Source organism: Streptomyces sp. NPDC048600, assembly GCF_055587025.1.
On sequence record NZ_JBVJGZ010000009.1, the window covers coordinates 198339 to 219666 of the forward strand.

At 71.8% G+C, this 21328-nt stretch carries 17 protein-coding genes; 7 read left to right on the forward strand and 10 right to left on the reverse strand.

What is annotated here, in order from left to right:
• Positions 1–103 precede the first annotated feature (103 nt).
• Together ACZ6SQ_RS15410 and ACZ6SQ_RS15415 are read right to left on the reverse strand one after the other, a co-directional pair.
• Entirely contained in the window at positions 104–808 is a 705-nt protein-coding gene (locus ACZ6SQ_RS15410) for a sigma-70 family RNA polymerase sigma factor (RefSeq protein ID WP_469561450.1), read from the reverse strand.
• Between the two features lie 185 nt (positions 809–993).
• Positions 994–1731, reverse strand: a complete 738-nt coding sequence (locus ACZ6SQ_RS15415; RefSeq protein ID WP_469561451.1) for a hypothetical protein — start codon at positions 1729–1731, stop codon at positions 994–996.
• Positions 1732–2090: 359 nt separating this feature from the next.
• Between ACZ6SQ_RS15415 and ACZ6SQ_RS15420 the strand changes: the two genes are divergently transcribed.
• Positions 2091–3233, forward strand: coding sequence for an MFS transporter (locus tag ACZ6SQ_RS15420; RefSeq protein ID WP_469561454.1), 1143 nt, complete (start codon positions 2091–2093; stop codon positions 3231–3233).
• Entirely contained in the window at positions 3230–4243 is a 1014-nt protein-coding gene (locus tag ACZ6SQ_RS15425) for a sugar ABC transporter permease (RefSeq protein WP_469561458.1), read from the forward strand. The genes ACZ6SQ_RS15420 and ACZ6SQ_RS15425 overlap by 4 nt, the downstream gene beginning before the upstream one ends.
• 46 nt (positions 4244–4289) lie before the next feature.
• Here ACZ6SQ_RS15425 and ACZ6SQ_RS15430 read toward each other — a convergent pair whose 3' ends face one another.
• Complete coding sequence (locus ACZ6SQ_RS15430; RefSeq protein ID WP_469561461.1) at positions 4290–5477, reverse strand: acyl-CoA dehydrogenase family protein; 1188 nt, start codon at positions 5475–5477, stop codon at positions 4290–4292.
• 124 nt (positions 5478–5601) lie between these two features.
• On the opposite strand from ACZ6SQ_RS15430, the gene ACZ6SQ_RS15435 reads away from it, so the two are divergent.
• Together ACZ6SQ_RS15435 and ACZ6SQ_RS15440 are read left to right on the forward strand one after the other, a co-directional pair.
• A complete protein-coding gene (locus tag ACZ6SQ_RS15435) occupies positions 5602–7341 on the forward strand; it encodes a CoA transferase (RefSeq protein WP_469561464.1) in 1740 nt (579 codons plus the stop codon).
• Positions 7338–9011, forward strand: coding sequence for a class I adenylate-forming enzyme family protein (locus ACZ6SQ_RS15440; protein ID WP_469561466.1), 1674 nt, complete (start codon positions 7338–7340; stop codon positions 9009–9011). The genes ACZ6SQ_RS15435 and ACZ6SQ_RS15440 overlap by 4 nt, the downstream gene beginning before the upstream one ends.
• 92 nt (positions 9012–9103) lie before the next feature.
• Here ACZ6SQ_RS15440 and ACZ6SQ_RS15445 read toward each other — a convergent pair whose 3' ends face one another.
• The 4 genes from ACZ6SQ_RS15445 to ACZ6SQ_RS15460 all read right to left on the reverse strand — a co-directional run bounded on the left by ACZ6SQ_RS15445 (position 9104) and on the right by ACZ6SQ_RS15460 (position 11828).
• Positions 9104–9934, reverse strand: coding sequence for a metal ABC transporter solute-binding protein, Zn/Mn family (locus ACZ6SQ_RS15445; protein ID WP_469561469.1), 831 nt, complete (start codon positions 9932–9934; stop codon positions 9104–9106).
• The gene (locus ACZ6SQ_RS15450) at positions 9883–10761 is read right to left on the reverse strand and encodes a metal ABC transporter permease (protein WP_469561472.1); all 879 of its coding nucleotides are present in this window, start codon (positions 10759–10761) and stop codon (positions 9883–9885) included. Before ACZ6SQ_RS15450 ends, ACZ6SQ_RS15445 begins: the two co-directional genes overlap by 52 nt.
• Positions 10758–11393 (reverse strand): metal ABC transporter ATP-binding protein, encoded by a 636-nt coding sequence (locus ACZ6SQ_RS15455; protein WP_469561473.1) that lies wholly within the window; start codon positions 11391–11393, stop codon positions 10758–10760. Before ACZ6SQ_RS15455 ends, ACZ6SQ_RS15450 begins: the two co-directional genes overlap by 4 nt.
• A gap of 180 nt (positions 11394–11573) precedes the next feature.
• On the reverse strand, positions 11574–11828 hold the full coding sequence (locus ACZ6SQ_RS15460) for a hypothetical protein (protein WP_469561477.1): 255 nt from the start codon (positions 11826–11828) through the stop codon (positions 11574–11576).
• A gap of 161 nt (positions 11829–11989) precedes the next feature.
• Between ACZ6SQ_RS15460 and ACZ6SQ_RS15465 the strand changes: the two genes are divergently transcribed.
• On the forward strand, positions 11990–13912 hold the full coding sequence (locus tag ACZ6SQ_RS15465; RefSeq protein WP_469561480.1) for a WD40 repeat domain-containing protein: 1923 nt from the start codon (positions 11990–11992) through the stop codon (positions 13910–13912).
• Between the two features lie 285 nt (positions 13913–14197).
• Here ACZ6SQ_RS15465 and ACZ6SQ_RS15470 read toward each other — a convergent pair whose 3' ends face one another.
• From ACZ6SQ_RS15470 to ACZ6SQ_RS15480, 3 genes are all read right to left on the reverse strand, one after another.
• The gene (locus ACZ6SQ_RS15470) at positions 14198–15061 is read right to left on the reverse strand and encodes a carbohydrate ABC transporter permease (RefSeq protein ID WP_469561482.1); all 864 of its coding nucleotides are present in this window, start codon (positions 15059–15061) and stop codon (positions 14198–14200) included.
• On the reverse strand, positions 15058–16032 hold the full coding sequence (locus ACZ6SQ_RS15475; RefSeq protein WP_469561486.1) for a carbohydrate ABC transporter permease: 975 nt from the start codon (positions 16030–16032) through the stop codon (positions 15058–15060). Before ACZ6SQ_RS15475 ends, ACZ6SQ_RS15470 begins: the two co-directional genes overlap by 4 nt.
• 91 nt (positions 16033–16123) lie before the next feature.
• A complete protein-coding gene (locus tag ACZ6SQ_RS15480; protein ID WP_469561488.1) occupies positions 16124–17449 on the reverse strand; it encodes an ABC transporter substrate-binding protein in 1326 nt (441 codons plus the stop codon).
• Between the two features lie 267 nt (positions 17450–17716).
• Here ACZ6SQ_RS15480 and ACZ6SQ_RS15485 point away from each other — a divergent pair, with 267 nt between their 5' ends.
• The gene (locus tag ACZ6SQ_RS15485) at positions 17717–20155 is read left to right on the forward strand and encodes a glycoside hydrolase family 2 protein (RefSeq protein ID WP_469561490.1); all 2439 of its coding nucleotides are present in this window, start codon (positions 17717–17719) and stop codon (positions 20153–20155) included.
• Positions 20152–21180, forward strand: coding sequence for a LacI family DNA-binding transcriptional regulator (locus ACZ6SQ_RS15490; RefSeq protein ID WP_469561493.1), 1029 nt, complete (start codon positions 20152–20154; stop codon positions 21178–21180). The genes ACZ6SQ_RS15485 and ACZ6SQ_RS15490 overlap by 4 nt, the downstream gene beginning before the upstream one ends.
• The last annotated feature ends 148 nt before the right edge of the window (positions 21181–21328 follow it).

The following is a 21328-nucleotide window of genomic DNA, read 5'->3' on the forward strand; positions in this document are numbered from 1 at the left end:
TGGCACTGCCGACCGGGACAGCATCCCGACCTCGCCCGCCCGCGTGCCGCCGCCGACCGGAAAGGCATCCGGACGACGGCGACATGACGTCTATGACGTCTCGTCAGGCAGCCGCGGCCGCCCGCGCCGGGTTCTCCGCGTCGTCCAGCCACGCGATCAGCGTGGTCCGGGCGCGGGACACCCGGGAACGCACCGTGCCGACCGGACAGTCGGCGGCGTGGGCGGCCTCCGCGTAGGGCAGGCCCACGAGTTGGGTGAGGACGAACGCCTCCCGCCGGTCGTCCGGAAGCATGGCAAGCAGCTCGGCCAGGGCGATGCCGTCGTCGAAGCCGGGCAGTTCCCGCGCCTGCGTCCGCTCGGCGGCCGACTGCCAGTCCTCCGTGTCCGACAGGCGGGGGCGGGTGGAGGCGTAGCGGATGCTGTCGATCACCGCGCGACGGGCGATGGACAGCAGCCAGGTGCGGGCCGAGGAGCGGCCCTCGAAGCGGGGCAGACTGCCCAGGGCACGGAGGAAGGTGTCCTGGGTGAGGTCGTCGGCGCTCTGGGGATCCGCGCCGAGGAAGGTCACATAGCGTCGGACGTCCTTGTGCAGGGCGCGGACGAAACGCTCCACCGCGACGGGGTCACCGCCGCGGGCGTCGAGCGCCCAGGCCGTGATCGACGCCTCCTGCGCCGCGTCACCCGAAGGCCTGCCCGACGGCGTGCCGGGCGACGCGGGCGCCTTGCCTGACGTGGGCTCCTCACGGGAGGTGAACTCCTCGTGAGACGTGGATTCTTGGCATGCCGAAGACAGGGCAGGCGTGATCACCTGGCGTCTCTCCTTCTCGGGAAACCAGGACCGGTTCGTACCGCGGCGGCCGGTGCAGCCGTGCGGGACGGTGCGGTCCGGTGAAATGGGGGGTGGACGGCCGGGCGTGAGAGTGCTCGGCCGATGCCCGGGACAGGAGCCGACAGGTCGTCGTGTCGGCGGGTGTCCCGGGAATCCGGCTGTCGTCAGACGACGGCAGCGGTCCCCGAGGGCGGTCCCCGAGAGGTGATCGCGTGGGTGAGAAGGAGTTGGCGCGGGGCGCGTTCGGACCGGTCGCGACGGGCGTGGACGCGGGGCCGGTGCGGTGGCGCGGGCAGCGTCAGGAGCGCGCGCAGCGGTGCCACGAACCAGCCGGCGAGCGCCCGCAGAATGCGGAAGGCGGCGCGTTCGCCATGGGCGAGCCAGACGCCGCACAGCAGCGCGGCCAGCAGGTGAGCGGCGAGCATGCCCGTGGAGGACATGCCGCCCATGCCGTGGTCCAGGGCCTGCCCGGCGTCCATGTGGTGCATCGACCCCATGGAGTGCGCGCCGCTCATCCCCTGCCCCCGCATGCCCTGGGACATCGGCATGGCGTCATGCGCCTCGCCCGGTCCCGAGGGTGAACCGCACAGCAGGTAGCCCAGCCAGCGCCTGCCCAGCGGCCTCGTGGCGGCCGTCTGCGGGTCGGCGAGGGCCTGGGCCAGTGAGAACGAGGTGTGGAGCAGGGCCTGGGCCGCCACGGTCGCGGCGCCGACGAGGAGCGGTGTGCGTTCCCGGCCGGCGAGCGACCAGGCCACGCCCCCGCTCGCCCCCGCGCCGACGACGAGCGCCCACCAGGGCACGGCCGTCCCCGACATCATGACGTGGCCGAGGGAGGCGAGCAGCACGCAGACGGCCGCGAACACCGCGGCCCTGAGAGCGCGCGCACACCCCCCAGCAGTCATGTCGGCATCATCCTCGCAGTCCGGTGCTCACACGTCACGAGAGGGTACGGAAACGATCCTGGTTCCCTACTCAACCCTCCTTTGTGACGCACGCCACGACAACCGCCGGGAACTCGCCGGACATCGGGGCCGACTTCTGGCCTGGACCCGCGAGCACCGCGGGGGCCGAGGAGGGGGCGGTGGTGGCGGAGCACGGTGAGGCACGGACCGGCGCGGCACGGAAAGGGGCGGCACGGACCGGCGCGGCCACAGGCCCGGCCGCGGCGGAGACGAGCACACGGACCGAGGCAGCGGCAGCCCCGGCGTCGACGCGTACACCCACCGGGGCGGCACCGGGCCCGGCACGGGCAGGCGCGCCCATGACCGCGCTCCTGACGTGTGCCATGGCCTTCTCGATGATGCAGCTGTTCCTGCTCGGCGCCCTCGGCCCACGGCTCGTGGACGACCTCGGGGTGTCACCGACCGTGCTGGGGCTGACGACGACGGTCGGCTTCGGCGCGGCGGCCGTGCTCTCGCCACTGGGCGGACGCGTGGTGGACCGGGTCGGCCCACGCCGCTGTCTGATCGCGCTGCTGCTGGTGTCCGCGGCGGCTCTGGCGCTGATCGGCGCCGCGCCGGGTACGGCGTTCCTGCTGGCGGCGGTCGCGCTGGGCGGGCTGCCCCAGGCCCTCGCGAACCCCGCCACGAACAAGTCGATCCTCGCGGCCGTGCCCGCCGAACGCCGCGGCTCGGTGACCGGTACGAAGCAGTCGGGCGTGCAGTTGGGGGCGTTCGCCGCCGGGCTGCCGCTGGCCGCGCTCGCGGGCGCCGTCGGCTGGCGGGGCGCGGTGTGGACGGCCGCCGCGGCCGCCGTCGTCACCGCCGTCTGGGCGGCGCGCACGCTGCCCGCCGATCCGCCGCCGAAGTACACCCCAGCCTCGTGGCTCCCCCGGGGCACGATCGCCTGGCTGGCCGCCTTCTCGCTGCTGCTGGGCTGCGGCATCGCCTCCGTCAACACCTACCTGGCCCTCTACGGCGTACGGCGCCTCGGGCTCGGGGAGACGGCGGCCGCGGCCCTGGTGGCGGTGCTGGGCGTCGCGGGCATCGCCGGACGGGTGGGCTGGTCCAGGCTCGCGGACCGGCCGGGCCGTGCGCTGTGGCTGCCGGCCGGCCTGGCGGTCGGCGCGGTCGCGGCCTCGCTGCTGCTGACGGCCTCCGCTCACGTCCGTCCGCTGGCGTGGGTGGCGGCCGTGGCCGTGGGTGTGTTCGCGGTCGCGGCCAACGCGGTGTCGATGGTGCTGGTGATGCAGAGAGCGGCACCCGGCCGCGCCGGGCAGGACTCCGCGCTGGTCTCGGCGGGCTTCTTCGCCGGGTTCGCCCTCGGCCCGCCGTTGTTCGGCCTGCTGGCTTCGGCCGGACGGTACGGGACGGGCTGGCTGGTGGTCACCGCGGAGTTCGCGGGCGCGGGCGCGGTGGCACTGGCCTGGGCGGTACGGGAACGACGCCGGGGTGTACGTCCATGAGCGCGGCCTCCCCGGACGGGCCCGGCGCGGTGCCCGGCTGGGCCGCCCCCGCGCTGCGAGCCGTACTCGACCGAGTCTCCGTCACCCGTGCCCAAGTGGGCGACCGCTTCCCGCTGTTCGCCGCCCCTGACGAGAGCGGGTGGACGACGACCGGACGAGGCTCCTGGGTGGGCGGGTTCTGGACCGGTCTGCTGTGGCTGCGCGCCAGGTACACGGGCTCGGCGGCGGACCGGGAGGACGCCGCGCGGTTCACCGGGCGCCTCGCGCACTGGGTGGACGCCGACACCGCGACCCGCGGCCTGATCTTCTGGTACGGCACCGCGCTCGCCGACACCGGCGAGGCCGCCGGCTTGCGTGGACGGGCGGCGCAGGCGTGCCGGGCGGCGTACGAGCCGCGCCTCGAGCTGGTCCCGTGGGGTGCCGCGTTCGGCGGCCCCCGTCTGCTGGCCCGCGTCGACGGGGTCCCCGGCACGGTCCCGCTGCTGGCCTCGACGGCTCCCGGCCTCGCCGCGGCCCATCTGCACAGTCATCTCCGACTCTGCCTCGGCGGCGACTCCTTCCGCTGGTCCTGGCGGTACGAGGAGAGCGCCGGGTGGGTTCCGTGCGACGATCCGCCGCCCGGCTGGAGCCGCGGACGGGCCTGGCTGCTGATGGCCGTCGCGGACGCGGTCCACCGCCTGGGCGGCGACGATCTGTCGCAACCGCTCCACCGTCTGCTCCCCGCGGCCGTCGTTCCCCCGGCCGACGAGGCGCACCCCGACGGCCCGCCCGACACCTCCGCCGCCGCCGTCACCGCCGTGGCCCTGCTCAAGCTCGGCCACCACGACCAGGCCGCCGCCCTGCTCCACGACCTGGTACGCCATCACCTCACCGCCGACGGCCGCCTGCTGCACGGCTGCTACGACCTCGCCGCCGGAACCGCCACCGCGCACGAGCTCGTCTGGGGCGACTTCTTCCTCGCCTACGGGCTGGCCGTGCTGACGGGTCTCGTGGACCCTCACACGGCCTAGCCCGCCTGACGACGACGGAGCTCGACGGGGTGCGGCGGGCTTCGCGTCATGCACCGGTCCCCGAACCGGTCGACAGCACCCGGCGCGCGACCGACGTGATGTGGAGTTCGTCCGGGCCGTCCAGGACACGGGCCGCTCTGCCGGTGCGGAACAGGGCGGGCAGTGGGGTGTCCGGGCCGAGGCCCGCCGCACCGTGGACCTGGATCGCAGCGTCGGCGACCTGCTGCAGGGTGCGGGCGGCGGCGACCTTCGCCAGGCCCACCTCCACATGGGCGTCACGGCCCGCGTCCAGGAGGGCGACGGCCTCGTACACGAGGGGACGGGTCGTGCGCAGCGCGAGCAGGGACTCGAAGACATGGCGTTGGACGAGCTGGAGGTCGCCCAGCGGGCCTCGGGAGCGGGTGCGGGTCACCGCCCGCTCCCGCATGAGATCGAAGGCGCGTCGCGTCTGACCCAGCCAGCGCAGACAGCGCAGGGTGCGGCCGAGCTGGAGGCGTTCACCCGCGACCGCCAGTGCCTTGCCGCGCTCACCGATGAGGTGGTCGCCCTCGACCACGACGGCGTCGAGTTCGATCTCCCCTTGTCCGGCGGCCCCGAACACCGGTAGTTCCCGGACCAGTCGGAAGCCGGGCGAGCCGGTGGGCACGAGCAGCAGTGACAGGCCCTCGCGGTCCGACGGGCCGCCGTCGGTTCGGGCCAGCACCGTGGCCACGTCGGCGTCGGCGGCGCCGCTGGTGAACCACTTGCGCCCGCTCACCCGCCACGCTCCGTCCGGCAGCGGCACGGCCCGTGTGGCGGTGAGGAAGGGATCGGTGCCCGGGGTGTCCGGCTCGGTCATGGCGTAGCAGGCGCGCTGCTCGCCGCTCACCAGCCGCTCGGCATGGCGTTCGCGGACCCGGGTGCTGCCGTGCCGCCACAGCATCAGCGCGTCCAGCAGCGATGCCGATCCGAGCGCGGACGGCCCGTGGTCGCTGGCGCCCTCAGCCTCGGCGATGTGCGCGTAGGAGCGCAGCGGCATTCCCTGGCCGCCGAGTTCGGTGGGCAGTGGCAGCGCCCACAGCCCTTCCGCCTTCGCCAGCGCCCGGAGGTCCCGCAGCGTTTCGGCGGCCTCCGTTCCACCGGCGTCCAGCACGGGTTCGTTCGGCATCACTCGGTCGCGTACGAACGCGGCGACCCGGTCCCTCAACTCAACTACACCGCTGGGGCATTCGGGCTCTCCCGTGAACTCCACCATGCGGATACCTCCTCGCTTTCCCGGCCGCGCGGGAACCCGGGCCGTCGGCCGTCCGACTGCTTCTTTCGTGGAACTGGTCGGGGGCGACCGTCCCCGGGTTCCCGCGCGTCAGGAAAGGAGAGGCATGGCAACTCCAGCCACACCGGCCATCGCGCGAACGGCCGGACCGCTCGGCGGACTTCGCTTCGAGGGCTCGGGCTCACCAGGTGCGGCGGACGGCCTGGTCGCGGACCATCTGCGGCTGCTCGGCGCCCGGTCCGGTGGCGGGTCGGCCGGAACGATCACCGTCGCCGGGAGCGGCCTCGGCGAGGTCACCGTCCGCACCACCTGGGGCGAGGCCGCCGTCGACGAGGCCACCGTCCAGGCCGTCACCGGCATCATGGCGGTGCACGGCCGACGCGACGGGGCTCCCCGCGGCCTGGCCGTCGACTACGCCGCCACCGCCGCCGGCGTGCTGGCCGTACAGGGCCTGCTGGCCGGGCTGCTGGCGCGCGCCCGCGGTGGCACCGGGGTGACCGGGGTCGAGGTGAGTGCGGAGCGGGCCGGGCTGCTCGCGGTGTCGCAGTACCTGGCCGCCGCCGGGGCCGAGGAGGGCGAGGCCGCCGAACTCGTTCCCGGCGGGCCGCCGTTCACGTCCGCCGACGGCGTCGTCTTCGAGCTGGAGGCGCTCGACCCGGGCGTCTGGGCGGCGTTCTGGCGCGCTCTCGACGCCCCCGAGGAGGCGCTGCGCCGGGGATGGCGGCCCTTCCAGTTCCGCTACGCCACCGCCTGCGCGCCGTTCCCGGAGTCGCTGCACGAGGCCGTCGGAGCCAGCACCTGGGCGCGAGTGCGGAACGCCGCCCTCCTGTCCGGCGCCGATGTGTGCCGGCTGAGGTCCCTCGCCGAGCGGACTGCCGAGTACGACGACGCGCCGCCATGGGAGTTCTCCCGTCGGGACGCCGTGTACACCGGTCGGCCCGTCACCGGCGCCCTGCCCCTCAGCGGGTTCACCGTGCTGGAGGCCGGCCGCCGTATCCAGGCGCCGCTGGCCGCCCATCTCCTCGGGCTGCTGGGCGCTCGGGTGATCAGGATCGAGCCGCCGGGCGGTGACCCGCTGCGCGGTATGCCGCCGGCGTGTTCCGGTGTCTCGGCACGGTGGCTGGCACTGAACCGGGGCAAGGACGCCGTCGAGGTGGACATCAAGAACCCGTCCGACCGCGAGCGGCTGCGCGAGCTGGCCGCCGACGCCGATGTGTTCCTGCACAACTGGGCGCCGGGCAAGGCCGCCGAACTCAACCTGGACCACGAGCACTTGGCCGCGGTCAACCCTGCTCTGGTGTACGCCTACACCAGCGGCTGGGCGGGCCGGCTGCCGGACGCGCCCCTGGGCACGGACTTCATGGTGCAGGCGCGCACCGGTGCGGGTGAGGCCGTACGGCCCGCCGACGAGGCGGCCTTCCCTTCCCTGATGACCCTGCTCGACGTGCTCGGCGGGCTGCTCGGCGCCGAGGCGATCACGGCGGGTCTGCTGTCGAGGGAGCGCACCGGGCACGGCGTACGCGTGGACTCGTCCCTGCTGGGCGCCGCCGATGTCCTCACCGCCCCCGCTCGAGCCCGGGCGGCGCGGGGACTCGGTCCGCGCCGGCCGCCGGGGTTCCGGCGCCCGCTGTCCACCGCCGACGGCTGGATCGCCGTCACGGACGACACCGCAATGTCTTATGAAGTAGGTGAGTTGACAACACGTCAGGCCTTGGAGCGGCTGCGTGCGGACGGGTCGGCCGCCGTCCCGGTGGTGACCGACCTCGCCGAACTCCTCGACTCCCCCGCGGTCAGCCGCGACGCGCACGGCGCCCCCGCCGTCCCGACCCCCTGGAGCTTCGCATGACCGTGGACCTGCACGACCTGCTGCCCGCCGAGCTGCGCCGCTCCTGGGCCCTCGACGGAACCTGCCCCGACCTGGACCTGTACAGCCTCTACCGTGCCCGGCAGATCGCCGACCTGCACCGCACGGCGGTTCTCGACGCCAAGGGCAAACTCTGTTACACCGCCCTGGACCGCAAGGTGCGCTCACTGGCCGCCGGACTGTCCGGCCTCGGCATACGCGCCGGTGACGTGGTCGGCGTACAACTGCCCAACGGCCGCAACGCCGTCATCACCGATCTCGCCCTCGCCGCGCTGGGGGCCGTCGCGCTGCCCTTCCCGGTCGGCCGTGGCGACCGGGAGGCGGCCTCGCTGCTGCGCAGATCGGAGGCGGTCGCCGTGATCGCGGCCACCGAGCACCGCGGCCTGCGCCATGCCGCCGATCTGCTGGCCCTGTCCGCCGAGCTGCCCGCCCTGCGTACCGTGATCGCCGCCGGGCCGGGTACGGCTCCCGAGGGCGCAGTCGCCTTCTCCGCGCTGCTGCGCACGGATCCCAAGTCGTTCACGCCTCGGCGGCCCGATCCTGACTCCGCGGCCCGTGTGCTGGTCTCCTCGGGTTCCGAGGCCGAGCCGAAGATGGTGGCGTACTCGCACAACGCGCTGGCCGGCGGGCGCGGCAACTTCCTCGCCTCACTCATACCCGACGACCGGCCGCCGGTCTGCCTCTTTCTCGTGCCGCTGGCCTCGGCGTTCGGCAGCAACGGCACCGCGGTCGCTCTGGCACGGCACGGTGGCACGCTCGTCCTGCTGGACCACTTCACCCCCGAGGCGGCCCTCGATGCGCTCGCCGAGCACGGGCCCACGCATGTGCTCGGTGTGCCGACGATGATCCGGATGATGCTCGACCGGGTCGCCGAGGGGGACACCCGGCCCTTCACACCGCCGACGGCCGTCGTGGTCGGCGGCGCGCCGCTGGACGAGGCCACCGCCGAGGAGGCACGCCGGGTCTTCGGGTGCCCGGTGGTGAACCTCTACGGCTCGGCCGACGGCGTCAACTGCCACACCGGACTGGCCGGCGCGCCCCCGCGCGGCGAAGGACCGGGCGTCCCGGCCGGGCGTCCGGACCCCCGGGTGACCGAGATACGCATCGCGGTCCCCGGCACACCGGACCTCGAGGAGGTGCCCAGCGGCTCGGTCGGCGAGATCGTGGCCCGCGGCCCCATGACCCCGCTGTGCTACGTCGCCGCCCCCGAGCTCGACGCCCGCTATCGCACGGCCGACGGCTGGGTGCGCACCGGCGACCTCGGCGTCATCGCGGAGGACGGCGGTCTGCGCGTCGTCGGCCGCCTCAAGGACGTCGTCATCCGCGGGGGGTCCAACATCAGCCCGGCCGAGGTGGAGGTGGAGCTCGCCACTCATCCGCTCGTGCGGGACGTGGTGTGCGTCGGAGTGCCCGATCCGCTGATGGGCGAGCGGCTCGCGGCCTGCGTGGTGCCGCGCGAGCACGGCCGGGCGCCGACGCCGGAACAGCTGACCGCGCATCTGGACGTGCGAGGCCTGGGGCGCGGCAAGCATCCCGAACGACTGCTGGTGCTGGACGAGTTGCCACTCACTCCGGCCGGCAAGCCCGATCGGGCCCGGCTGCGGGAGCAGTGCGTCGAGCAGATGCCGGAGACGCTCGCCCAGGCCGGGTGAGGCACATGCGATAGAGGCCGCCGGGGGATTCCCGGCGGCCCCTCTCGGTGTGCGCCGAGTCTCGGCGGCCGAGTGTCAGGAACGCTCCCGCCTCATGCGGTCATCGCCTTCTCGATCGTGTCGGCGGCGTTCTTGTAGACCGCCAGCAGGTCCAGGTCCTCGCCGGGGTAGTTCACGATCTCCACCTGCTCGGCACCCGCGTCGGGCAGGACCTCACCCGTGGTCATGTGCACGTTGTCGAAGACGTACGACGGCTTCTTCTTCGCCAGATCGGCCAGTTGACCGGCGGTGACGGCCTCGGGCCCGTACGTGCCCGTCACGTTCGCCCCCGTCATCCTGGCCGACCACACGGAGAAGACCTGTGCGACGACGGCCGGGGCCCTGCCGCCCGGCCAGGCGGCCTTCAGGTCCTTCTGCAACGTGCCGTAGGTGCTCTTGAAGGACGTGTTCCACCGCGCGGCGGCGTCCTCCGTGCCGAACAGCGCGCCCAGGCGCGTGACTTCGGCGCTCGCCTTGCCGGCGTCGTTGTCGAGTGCGACCTCCACCAGCTTCGCGCTGGACCCCGCGGCCTGCCGGATCTTCTCGGCGTACGGCTCGAAGGGGGCGTAGAGCACGAAGTCGGCGGCTGCGACGGCCGCGAGGTCGGAGGGCTTGGGGTCGTAGTCCGGGGCGTGCTGCGCGGACGAGGGGACGATGACCGTCACGTCCTCGGCGCCGGCCGCCTTGGCGAAGGCGCCCTCCCAGGTGGTCGTGGCCACGACGACGGGGCCGTCGCCGTTCTTCCCGCCCGCGCCGGAGTCCGGGCCGTCGGCGGCGTCCTTGTCGCCGGAGCCGCACGCCGTGACCGTGAGCAGCAGGGCTGTGCCCAGGCTCAGTGCGAGGAGGGAAGGGACACGGGCGATGCGGACGCGGTTGCGCGCCATGAGCTGATTCTCCGTTCGGGGATGAGATGGACGGCCAGGACGACGGTCCCGGCGGTCAGGACGAGCACGGGTCCGGGCGGCCAGTCGAGTTTCAGCGCGATCAGGAACCCGGTGAGGTTCACGACGACGCCGATACAGACGGCCCAGACGGTGATGGACTTCAGGGACGTACCGAGCCGCCGCGCCGCCAGTGCGGGCAGCAGGGTCAGCGCGTCGACGAGCAGCGCGCCGGTCAGTTTGATCGCCCCGGCCACGGAGACCGCGACCAGGACGAGGAGCAGGAGGGTGAGCCGGTCGACGCGTACCCCGCAGGAGACGGCGAGTTCACGGTCGTGCAGCAGCAGCGCCAGGTCGCGCCGCCGCCACAGGAACAGGACGGGGACGACGACGGCCAGCGCGCCGAGGAGCCACAGGTCGACGGTGCCCACGGACAGGATCGAGCCCCAGAGCAGGGCGAAGGCACCCTGCGCGTTGACCCCGGACACCGACAGCACCAGCAGGGCGGCGGCGATCGCCAGACTCATCAGCAGGCCCATCGCGCCGGACAGCCCGTCCGGTGTGCGGGCGAGCGGCGCGACCCCGGCCCCCGCGAGCGCGCACGCGACGAGCGCGCACAGCAGCGGGTCGAGCCCGGTCAGCAGTCCGAGGGCGATACCGAGCAGCGCCACATGCATCATCGCGAACCGCACCGGCATGATGTCCAGGCCGACGATCACGACACCGATCACCGGCAGACCCACGGCGGCCAACAACAGTGCCGCTCCCGCTCGTTGGACCGGAAGCAGCTGGAGAAGCAGTCCGAGGTCGGCCGCGGCCAGGCTGTTCACCGGACCTCCCTCAGCCGGCCGGCGGCCATCTCCAGCGTCCGGTCGCACCGTTCGGCCAGCGCCCTGTCGTGCGTGACCACGACGACCGTCACCGGCAGGGACAGCAGCACGTCGGCGGCCTCCTCCTGCCCGGCGAAGTCGAGTGCCGCCGTGGGCTCGTCCGCCAGCAGCACACCGGCCCCCGCGGCGACACAGCCGACCGCACGGGCCAGGTACACGCGCTGCAACTGCCCTCCGGAGAGGGTGTGCAGCGGCCGTCCGGTCAGCGCGCCGACTCCCAGCTTGTCCGCGGCCTCCAGGGCCGGGGCGCTCGCGCCGCTGCTGGCCAGCAACTCACGTGCGAGCAAAGGGAATCGGCCCACCGCGGGCTTCTGCGGGATCCAGGCGCAGGCCCGGCGCCGCCAGGACCAGTCGGCCGCCGACTCCGTGCCCCGGCCGCCGACCAGGATCTGCCCACCGGCCCTGCGGTGCAGACCGAGCACCGCCCGGATCAACGTCGTCTTGCCCGATCCGTTGGTACCCGTCAGCGCGACCCGCTCGCCCCCTTCGATGTCGAGATCCACACCGCGCACGGCTTCGACCCGGCCGTGGCGGCAGGCGACGTCACGCATCCGCACATCCAGACCGTCCATCCCACCTCCTGCTCGTCGTTCGAGAGAGCAGTCGGAAGGGCGCCGGGGTGAGTTCCCGTGAACCGCAACGGAGTTGGCTCACACAGCCACCGGCCCAGCCGGCCGGCGGGCGGACCACCACCCCGGGCCTGCCCAGCCGGCCCGCGGGCGGACCACCACCCCGGACATCGCGACAGCGTTTCAGCCGCCTCCGGTGTGCCCGTGCCCGTGCTCGGGAACGTGGCTGCCACCGCCGTTCCCGACAGGGCTGGTCGTGCTGCTCTCGCCCGTACCGGGACCTACGGGGCCGACCTTCACGCCCACGGTGTACGACACCACGAAGACGACCGCCATGAGCAGGAGGAAGCCGAACACCGCGGGTGGCGGCAGCAGTTGCCGTACCGCACCGCCGCCCTTCTCCTCACCCCCGACACCGGACCGCGTGGACTCGGGCATGCGCAGACCTCCAGACCGCCTCGCCTCGCACGACGGCACTCGGGGCACGCCGTACCGATCCATTGGTCGGGGCCGCGGTGGCGGGAGTTCCCGTGCGCCGGAGTGACGCCCGTCACCCACGTCTCGCGGGCCGCGCGTGGGAACAGCCGTACGATGCCTCGGTGGCAGAGATCATCGACTACGGACAGTTCACCGAGCGGCTCAAGGGACAACAGGGCAAAGGCCGCTGGGAGTTGCTCGACGCGGTACAGCGCGAGTGGGGATACGAGGACCCGGGAGGCGAGCCGACGGCCTCCCGGTGGGGCGGGGAGAACTCCAGCTACGGGATCGACGAGAGCCTGGACATTCCCGAGGCGCTCGCCGAATGGTGGGACTCCCCGGTCAACTCCTTCTCGTTCCGGCCCCGGTTGTACTGGACGCACACACAGTGGCCACCGGCCATCTGGGTCGACGAGTACGGCGAGCGCGACGACGTCCAGGAGCTCGAGGAGGACGAGGACGAGGTAGAGACGTTCCTCGACCCGGCGCGGGCCGACGGACTGCCGAAGGACCACCCGCTGCTGCCGCCCGACGTCACCGACCGGCGGATCTGCGTCTTCATGTCGGAGTACCAGTACTGCAACCAGTGGGCCTACCTCGCCGCCGAGGCCTCCCACCCCGACCCCCGGGTGCTGGTCAGCACGGGCGGCGGCTGGCAGTTGCAGAGCAGGTCGTTGTCGGAGTTCTTCCTCCAGCTCGCGCTGGAGCGGCTGCCGAGAACATACGGCTGGACGCTCAAGGTACGTCGGGCCGACGTCGAGGCGGACCCCGCGATCCTGGAGCGGCTGAGGTCCTCGTACCGGGAGTTGGGGCTGCTGCCCTGGCAGGAAATGGGCTGCGACGCGCTGATGTACGGCGGTCCGGACGCACTTGTCGTCCACGGCCGTGGCAGGGGCGCCGACTTCGCCCTGGTGATGCAGGGCCGGACCCGCGAGGCGCTGCTCCAGGTCCTCGAGACACTCGGGATCACTTTCACCGACAAGGACATCCAGGGCCCCAGCGAGGTGCCCGAACCCCTGGAGCGGCTCGACCCGTTGACGCTCACCGACGGCGACGGCGACGACCGGGGCCGCTGGCGAGTCGAATCGACCGGAGGCGACCCCGTGGCGGGCACCGTTCCCGACGCGCTCCAGAATCTGCCGGACCGTACCGCCACCGCGCTCGGCGAGGACTCCGTCCCGGCCGCCGCCGGTGATGCCGAAGGCCGTGTCCACGTCTGGGAGTCCGCCGCGCAGGAGGTCGTCGCCAAGTCGCTGCACCGCGCTCCGGTGACCGCCCTCGCCTGCGTCCGGCTCGACGACACCGGCACCGCCGTCGTCAGCGGCGACGCCCAGGGTGTGTTGCGCTACTGGCGCACGGACAGTGCCCCGCGGGCGTACCCGTTCTACCGGCGGCGCACCGCGGTCACCGCGCTCGCGGGCGCCCGTCTGGCCACCGGCCCCGCGCTGGCATGCTGCTGGGCCGACGGGCTGGTCCGCGTCTGGGACCTGGACTCCGGCGCGGTGGCCCAACTGCCGCTCGGCACCGGCATCACGGATCTGACCCTGACCGGCGACGGCGCACTGTGCGTCACCGGACCATCGGGGCCGGTGACACTGCGGCTCGACGCGGCAAGGCTGTGGCCGCACCGCGACCTCCAGTTGCGTCTGGACGGCATCGACTGGGGTTCGTACTGGTCGGCGAGAGGTCCCGCGCACGCGGTGCCCGGACTGATCCGCAAGGTGGCCTCCGACCAGCAGAAGACCGCCATGGACGCGGTGCACGACCTCTACCGGCTGCTGGTCTCCAAGGGCTCGGGGCTGACCGCGGCGGCGCCGGCGGTGCCGTTCCTGGCGGAGTTGATGACCGACCCGGACAACCAGGCGCGTTCCACTCTGCTGCTGCTCATCGCGGACATCGCCGACTGCGCGAACGCGGAGAACCGTGCCGCCGTGCGGGCGGTGCTCCCTGCCTTGCGCTACCTGCACGACGATCCGCAGTCGTCCATCCGGTGGGCGGCGGCGGAGCTGGAGAAGAACTGCGCTCCGCGGCCGGGCGAGGAGTGAGCGAGCCGGCAATGGAGTGAGCCGACAGAAAGGTGGCGAACACGGCGGGTCGCCGTCGGTGCCCGCCGTCGAGGTACCGCTGAAAGCGAAGTTGACAGTCGCGCCCGGCGGGATCGACGGGCGCGCGGGGTCGTCCCGTCGATGTTCGCCGCCGCGCTCTGCTCTTCAGGCCGACTGCCCGGCGGAGGACCGTTCCGCTCCGCCGGGCAGTGGCTCGGTGGGACGGCACCGGTGAGGGAGGGCCGGTTCGGTCAGCCCTTCCTCACCGGGGCATGCCGTCGCGGGCTACTTGCTCGACCCCTGCGCGAACCCGTTGTAGATGTAGCGCTGGAGGAACAGGAACACCACCAGCGTGGGGACGATCACCAGGATGGCACCGGCGGAGATCGCCTCCCAGTTGGCTCCGAACGGCCCCTTGAAGCGGAACAGCGCCGTCGACATCGTCCCCAGGTCCTCGGACGGCATGTAGAGGAAGGGGATGTAGAAGTCGTTGTACGTGGTGACGCCCTTGATGATGACCACGGTGGCGATCGCGGGCTTCAGCATCGGGAAGATGATCCTGCGGTAGATGGTGAAGGCGTTGGCGCCGTCGAGTCGCGCCGCCTCGTCGACCGAGACCGGGATACCCCGGATGAACTGCAGGAAGATGTAGATGGACACGATGTCGGTGCCCATGTAGAGCATGATCGGCGCCCACCGCGTGTCGTACAGCCCGAAGCTGTTGACGACCTGGAAGGTGGCGACCTGCGTGGTCACGGCCGGTACCAGCGTGGCGATGAGGAACAGCGCCATGATCAGCTTCTTGAACCGGAAGTCGAACCGGTCGATCGCGTATGCCGTCATCGATCCGATGATCACCGTGCCCGTGATCGAGAACAGCAGGATGAAGGCCGTGTTCCCGAACGCCGTCAGCATGTGACCGTCGTTGAACGCGGTCACGTAGTTGGAGAAGTTCAGCCAGTCGCCCGGCAGGTCCAGGGCGCTCCGGCCGTCCGCGACCTCTTCGGACGTCTTCAGAGAGGTGAGGAACACGACGGTGAGCGGCACCAGCGTCACCAGGCTCGCCGCGATCAGGACGAGATAGGTGAGTGCCGTCGACAGGCGGAAGGGGCGACGGGGCCGGCGGCGGGTGGGAGCGGTGATGGTCATACGAGGTCCACCCTCTCGTCGGGCACGAGACGGCGCTGGAGCCAGGTGATCAGCAGGATGACCGCCAGGAGCACCACTGCGCAGGCCGAGGCCAGGCCGGTCTTGTTGAACTGGAACGCGAATTTCACGGTCTGGATGACGAAGGTGGAGGTGCCGGTGGCACCGCCGGTCATGATGTAGGGGATCTCGAACACCGACAGGGAGCCGGAGATCGCCAGGATGACGCTCAGGCTCAGGACGGGCCGGATGCCCGGGGCGATGATGTGGCGGAACTGCTTCCACCTGCTGGCGCCGTCGAGCTGGGCGGCCTCGTAGAGCTCGCCCGGGATCGACTGGATGGCGCCGAGGAAGAGCACGAAGTTCAGTCCGGTGAACCGCCACACGGAGACGCCCGCCAGCGACGTGTTCGCCGATTCGGGGTCGCCCAGCCATGCGTGGTCGGTGCCCACGCCGAACCAGGAGAGGATCGAGTCGAGTGTGCCGCCGTCCTGGAAGAAGTAGAGGAAGACGAATCCGATCGCGACCCCGTTGATCAGATACGGGAAGAAGAGGATTCCCTTGAAGACGTTCCGGAGGCGCAGGTCGAAGCTGAGTACCGTGGCGAAGTAGAGGGCGATCGCGATCTGGACGACGGACGCCGCCAGATAGTAGAGGCTCACCGCGAAGACCCGCAGCATCTCGGGCCGGGTGAAGACGTCGGTGTAGTTGTCCCCGCCGACGAAGTTGCGGTCCGGACTGACCCCGTCCCAGTCGGTGAAGCTGTAGTAGAGCATGTTGCCCACGGGCACATAGGTGAAGGTCACCAGGAGTGCGAGCGGGATCACGAGGAACAGCCAGGGGGTCAGCCGGCGCAGTGTCCGCTCACGCCGAGAGCGTCCGTCCGCGGTCCCGCGGCCGGCGCGGTGTTTCGCGGTCCGGACGTCCTGCGGAGCCCGTACGGGCGGTGAGGTGGTGGAATCGGTTCGGGGCATGTGAGGGCCAGGGCCTTTCATCGTCCGCTGAGCGCTGAGGCGTCGGGGTCCGGCCGTGGTGACGGCACGGCCGGACCCCGGACTCGCAGGGTCAGGAGCCGGCGCTCTGCCTGGCTTCGGCCCAGCGCTTGTTCAGTTCGTCGAAGTAGCCGTCGAGGGAGCCGCTCTGGGCGCCACGGGCGATGTCCACGAGCTTCTGGCGGTAGTCCGGCTTGTTGAGGCCGATTTCCGAGGCGTTGTCGATGGCGTTCACCTCGGCGGTGTTCAGTTCAGAACGTTCCACCATCTTGACATCGTTGTCAACGTATCCCTTGAGCGTCTCGGGAAGCGGGTCCGACTTCAGGGCGGAGACAGCACCCTGCGTGGCGGCGTAGCCGGACTTCTCGGTGAACCAGTCGATCCAGGCCCTCGCGGCCTCCTTGTGCTCCGAGTGGATGTTGACGGCCTGCTGGTAGTCGGAGACCAGGGTGGAGCAGAACTGGCCACCGTTCTGGACCACCGGGAACGGCATGAAGCCGATGTCCTCGGGGTTCTCCCCGGCCTTCTCGGCCGCGGCGCGCATCTGGTTGACCGACCAGGAGCCGAGCAGCATGCTGCCGATCTGGCCCTTGGCCAGCATCGTCTTCGACTTCTCCCAGTTGGTGGTGGCCGGGTCCTTCTCCGACAGATCGCCGTTGACGATGTCGTACAGCAGGGTGTCGATGGTGTTGAGGTCGCTGCCCTCCGACCAGGGCGCGTCCATCTCGCCGAGCTTGTCGGAGGCCTTGCTGTCGCAGCTGACCGAGCCGACTCCGTTGGTCCACTGGTCGCTGAGCGGCCAGGCGTCCTTGAAGTTCGTGTAGTACGGCGTGACGCCGGTCCTGGCCTTGACGGTCTTCAGGTCGGCCAGGAACTCCTCCGGGGTCGTCGCCCAGTCGGTGATGCCGGCCTTCTTCCACAGGGCCTTGTTGTAGACGAGACCGTTGGCGGTACCGAAGGAGGCGACGCCGTAGACCTTGCCGTCGACGTTGGTCCGGTCGGTGAACAGGTACTTCTCGCGCATCGACCCCGCGCTGCCGAGCGGGGCGAAGAACTTCGGGTAGTCACCCTTGGCGACCGCGCCCGGGATGAGCAGGACGTCACCGTAGTCGTCCGTGTTCATCCGGATCTTGGTTTCACCCTCGTAGTCGGTCATCCCCTCGAACGTGACGTCGATCTTGGGGTAGATCTTGTTGAACTCGGCCGCGTACTTCTTCATCGTGCCGTCGTCCACGAGGTCGGTGCGGTTGGTCAGCACCGTGATGTCTCCGGTGACACTCGCCGGGTTCAGCGGCGCGGCCGCCGTCTCGTCGGCGTCCGGAGTCCCTCCGCCGCCGCACCCCGCGACGGTCAGCGCGGTGGTGACCAGCAGCGCCACGCTGAGCATTCTCTTCCCCATTTGCCCCACTCCTCCATGGATCACGGCTCGGGCTTCGGTGTTGTCCGGCACTATGGCAGCGAGTTAGTGAACCGGTAAAGCTGTGCGCACATCCGCGATACTTAATCGTTACATGAGGGCCACGGCTCAGTCGTAGTGGACACCACCCCACCTGGGGCTTTCACACGAACGCCGCGAGAGAGTAGGACTAGACCGGTTCAGGTTCATCGCGTTAAGTTGAGTCGTGTCGTACGCGACCAGTGTGCCGTTCTGCCAAGAGGAGCCGCAATGAAGGAAGCCGTCCAGCTCGCCGAGGGGTGGAGCCTGCAGCACGACGGGAACGCGCTGCCGGCCCAGGTGCCGGGCTGCGTTCACACCGATCTGCTCGCCGCGGGAGTGATCGACGACCCCTTCCTCGGTCTGAACGAGAACGAGGTCGCCTGGGTGGGCCGCCGGGCGTGGAACTACCACCGCCACCTCGACGCCGAGGACACCTGCGCGGACGGTCACGAGCGCACCGACCTGGTCTTCGAGGGGCTCGACACGGCCGCGACGATCACGCTGGACGGCCGGGAACTGGGCCGTACCCGGAACATGCACCGCGGCTACCGCTTCGACGTCACCGGCCGTCACGGCGGCCTGCACGTGGAGTTCGCCTCCGCCTACGACGACGCCGAGTTCGTCCGGATGCTGACCGGTGACCGGCCCAACGTCTACCCGGAGCCGTTCCAGTACATCCGCAAGATGGCCTGCAGTTTCGGCTGGGACTGGGGACCGACCCTGGTCACCGCCGGAATCTGGCGACCGTGCCGCCTGGAGCGCTGGTCCACCGCCCGGCTCGACCGCGTGCGTCCCCTCGTGACGGTCGCCGACGGCACGGGCCGTGTGGAGGTGCGCGTCGACATCGAGCGCACCGAGCAGGGCGCCGGACGTCGGCTCGCCGTCGAGGCGTCGCTCTCGGGGGTGCGGGTCCGCACGGAGGTCGACGGCACGCAGGCCGTGCTGACGCTGGAGGTGCCCGGGCCCGAGCTGTGGTGGCCGCGCGGCTACGGCGCGCAGCCCCTGTACGACCTGGAGGTGTCCCTGGTCGACACGACCGGCGGCACTCAGGACACCGGCAGCCGGCCACTCGACTCCTGGCAGCGCCGCATCGGCTTCCGCACCGTCGAGCTCGACCGCTCCGCCGACGAGGAGGGCACCGGCTTCACCTTCGTCGTCAACGGCGTACGGACCTTCGCCCGGGGCGTCAACTGGATCCCCGACGACACCTTCCCCACCCGTGTCACTCCCGAGCGCTACCGCGCCCGGCTGACCCAGGCCGCCGAAGCCAACATCGACCTGATCCGGATCTGGGGCGGCGGTATCTACGAGGACGACGCCTTCTACGACGTGTGCGACGAGCTCGGACTCATGGTCTGGCAGGACTTCCTCTTCGCCTGCGCCGCCTACCCGGAGGAGCAGCCGCTGCGCGGAGAGGTGGAGGCCGAGGCTCGCGACAACGTTGTCCGACTGATGCCGCACCCCTCGCTCGTCCTGTGGAACGGCAACAACGAGAACCTGTGGGGGTTCCGGGACTGGGAGTGGGAGCCTGCCCTGAAGGGTGATTCGTGGGGCGAGGGCTACTACCTCGGCCTGCTGCCCCGTGTGGTCGCGGAGCTCGATCCGACCCGTCCGTACGCCGCCGGCAGCCCCTGGTCCGGGTCCTGGGACCACCACCCCAACGACCCCGCCCACGGCACCCACCACTCGTGGGAGGTGTGGAACCGCCAGGACTACGCCGAGTACCGGGCGAGCGTGCCGCGCTTCGTCGCGGAGTTCGGGTGGCAGGGGCCGCCCGCCATGGCCACCCTCCGCCGGGCGCTGCCCGGGGAGCGGCTCGCTCCCGACTCGCCCGGCATGCTCCACCACCAGAAGGCCGAGGACGGCAACGGCAAGCTCAACCGCGGCGTCGCCCGCCACTTCCCGCTCCCCGAGGGCGACTTCGACCGGTGGCACTACCTCACCCAGCTCGTCCAGGCCCGTGCGGTCGCCGCCGGCATCGAACACTGGCGCTCGCACTGGCCCGCCTGCGCGGGCACCGTCGTCTGGCAGCTCAACGACTGCTGGCCGGTCAGCTCCTGGGCCGCGATCGACGGCGCCGGCCGGCTCAAGCCTCTCTACCACGAGCTGCGCCGCGTCTACGCCGACCGCCTCCTCACCGTCCAGCCCGGCGGCGACGGGCCCGAGCTCGCCGTGATCAACCAGGCGGCCGAACCGTGGCGGGCGACGGTGACCCTGCGCCGCTTCCGGGCGGACGGCACCGTACTGGCCGAGCGGGTCCTCGACCTGACCGTCGCGCCGCGCACCGTGGACCGCCGGCCGGTGCCGCCGGAGCTGGTGCCGGACGCCGCCTCCGCCAAGGAGTTCCTGGTCGCGGACGAAGGGGAGCTGCGCGCCCCGTACTTCCCGGTGACCGACAAGGACTTCGCGTATCCCGTCCCCGAGTACGACGTGACCGTGTCGTCCTCCGTCGGCGCCGGTGAGGGTAGTCTCGACGTCGTGGTGACAGCACACACACTCGTACGTGATCTCCTCCTCCAGCCCGACCGCCTCGGACCCTCCGCCGTCTGCGACACCGGTCTGCGCACGCTGCTGCCCGGGGAGCGGATCCGGCTGGCCGTCCGCGGCGCCGAGGAGACGGGTGCGAACGCCGTACGAGCGGCCCTCTTCTGTGTGGAACCGGCGTGACCGCACCGACCGAACGCGTCACCATCAAGGACGTCGCGGCCGCCGCGGGGGTCTCCAAGGGCGCGGTGTCACTGGCGTTCAACCACAAGCCGGGGGTCTCCGAGGCCACCCGCGAGCGGATCTTCGCCGTGGCCCGGCAGCTGGGCTGGGCGCCGAACTCCTCGGCACGCAGCCTGTCCCGGCAGGCGGTCGACACCATCGGCCTGGCCATCTGCCGGCCGGCCAGGCTGCTCGGCCTCGAACCCTTCTACATGGAGTTCATCTCCGGCATCGAGAGCGTGCTCGCCGAGCGCGACTGCTCCCTGCTGCTGCGCCTGGTCGGCTCGCTGGAGGAGGAGATCCAGCTTCAGGAACGCTGGTGGAGGGAGCGCCAGATCGGCGGCTCCATCCTGGTCGACCTCCGTCAGGGCGACCCCCGCATCGAACCGCTGCGCAGGATCGGACTGCCCGCCGTCACCGTCGGGCACCCGAGCCTGACGGGCGGGTTCCCCTCGGTGTGGACCGACGACGCCACGGCCGTGGGCGAGGCGGTCCGCTATCTCGCCGCGCTCGGGCATCAGCGGATCGCCCGCGTCGGCGGACCGAGCGGGCTGGGCCACAGCGCCATCCGGGCGGAGGCCTTCCAGCGGACGATGGGCGAACTCGGCCTGGATGGCGGGCGGCTCATCGAGACCGACTTCTCCGGCGAGGAGGGCGCCCGCGCGACGCGTTCGCTGCTGCTGTCCTCCAACCGGCCGACGGCCGTCCTGTACGACAACGACATCATGGCCGTCGCCGGACTCGGCGTGGCCACCGAGATGGGCGTCTCCGTACCCGAGGAGCTGTCCCTGCTGGCCTGGGACGACTCCCAGCTGTGCCGTCTGACCCATCCCACGCTGTCGGCGATGAGCCATGACGTCCACACGTTCGGCGCCCAGGTCGCCCAGGCGCTGTTCCATGTGATCGCGGGAGACGACATGGTCTCCCAGCCCGTGGCGACTCCGCAGCTCGTACCTCGCGGGTCGACCGCGCCACCGCGCGCTTGACCGCTCGACCGAAGCGACGAGGGGCCACAGCACTTCTGCTGTGGCCCCTCGTCGCTTCCGCCGTGCCGCCGCTCCCCCGTCGTACCCGTACGACAGCAGCGGCCGTCGCCCGCTCTCCGCGCTCCGGGAGCCCGCCCGCCCCCGGTCG

Coding starts and splice junctions, on each gene's coding strand:
- ACZ6SQ_RS15415 (WP_469561451.1), bottom strand. CDS start 1,731: ATGACTGCTGGGGGGTGTGCGCGCGCTCTCAGGGCCGCGGTGTTCGCG.
- ACZ6SQ_RS15420 (WP_469561454.1), top strand. CDS start 2,091: ATGACCGCGCTCCTGACGTGTGCCATGGCCTTCTCGATGATGCAGCTG.
- ACZ6SQ_RS15425 (WP_469561458.1), top strand. CDS start 3,230: ATGAGCGCGGCCTCCCCGGACGGGCCCGGCGCGGTGCCCGGCTGGGCC.
- ACZ6SQ_RS15430 (WP_469561461.1), bottom strand. CDS start 5,477: ATGGTGGAGTTCACGGGAGAGCCCGAATGCCCCAGCGGTGTAGTTGAG.
- ACZ6SQ_RS15435 (WP_469561464.1), top strand. CDS start 5,602: ATGGCAACTCCAGCCACACCGGCCATCGCGCGAACGGCCGGACCGCTC.
- ACZ6SQ_RS15440 (WP_469561466.1), top strand. CDS start 7,338: ATGACCGTGGACCTGCACGACCTGCTGCCCGCCGAGCTGCGCCGCTCC.
- ACZ6SQ_RS15445 (WP_469561469.1), bottom strand. CDS start 9,934: ATGGCGCGCAACCGCGTCCGCATCGCCCGTGTCCCTTCCCTCCTCGCA.
- ACZ6SQ_RS15455 (WP_469561473.1), bottom strand. CDS start 11,393: ATGGACGGTCTGGATGTGCGGATGCGTGACGTCGCCTGCCGCCACGGC.
- ACZ6SQ_RS15460 (WP_469561477.1), bottom strand. CDS start 11,828: ATGCCCGAGTCCACGCGGTCCGGTGTCGGGGGTGAGGAGAAGGGCGGC.
- ACZ6SQ_RS15470 (WP_469561482.1), bottom strand. CDS start 15,061: ATGACCATCACCGCTCCCACCCGCCGCCGGCCCCGTCGCCCCTTCCGC.
- ACZ6SQ_RS15475 (WP_469561486.1), bottom strand. CDS start 16,032: ATGCCCCGAACCGATTCCACCACCTCACCGCCCGTACGGGCTCCGCAG.
- ACZ6SQ_RS15480 (WP_469561488.1), bottom strand. CDS start 17,449: ATGGGGAAGAGAATGCTCAGCGTGGCGCTGCTGGTCACCACCGCGCTG.
- ACZ6SQ_RS15485 (WP_469561490.1), top strand. CDS start 17,717: ATGAAGGAAGCCGTCCAGCTCGCCGAGGGGTGGAGCCTGCAGCACGAC.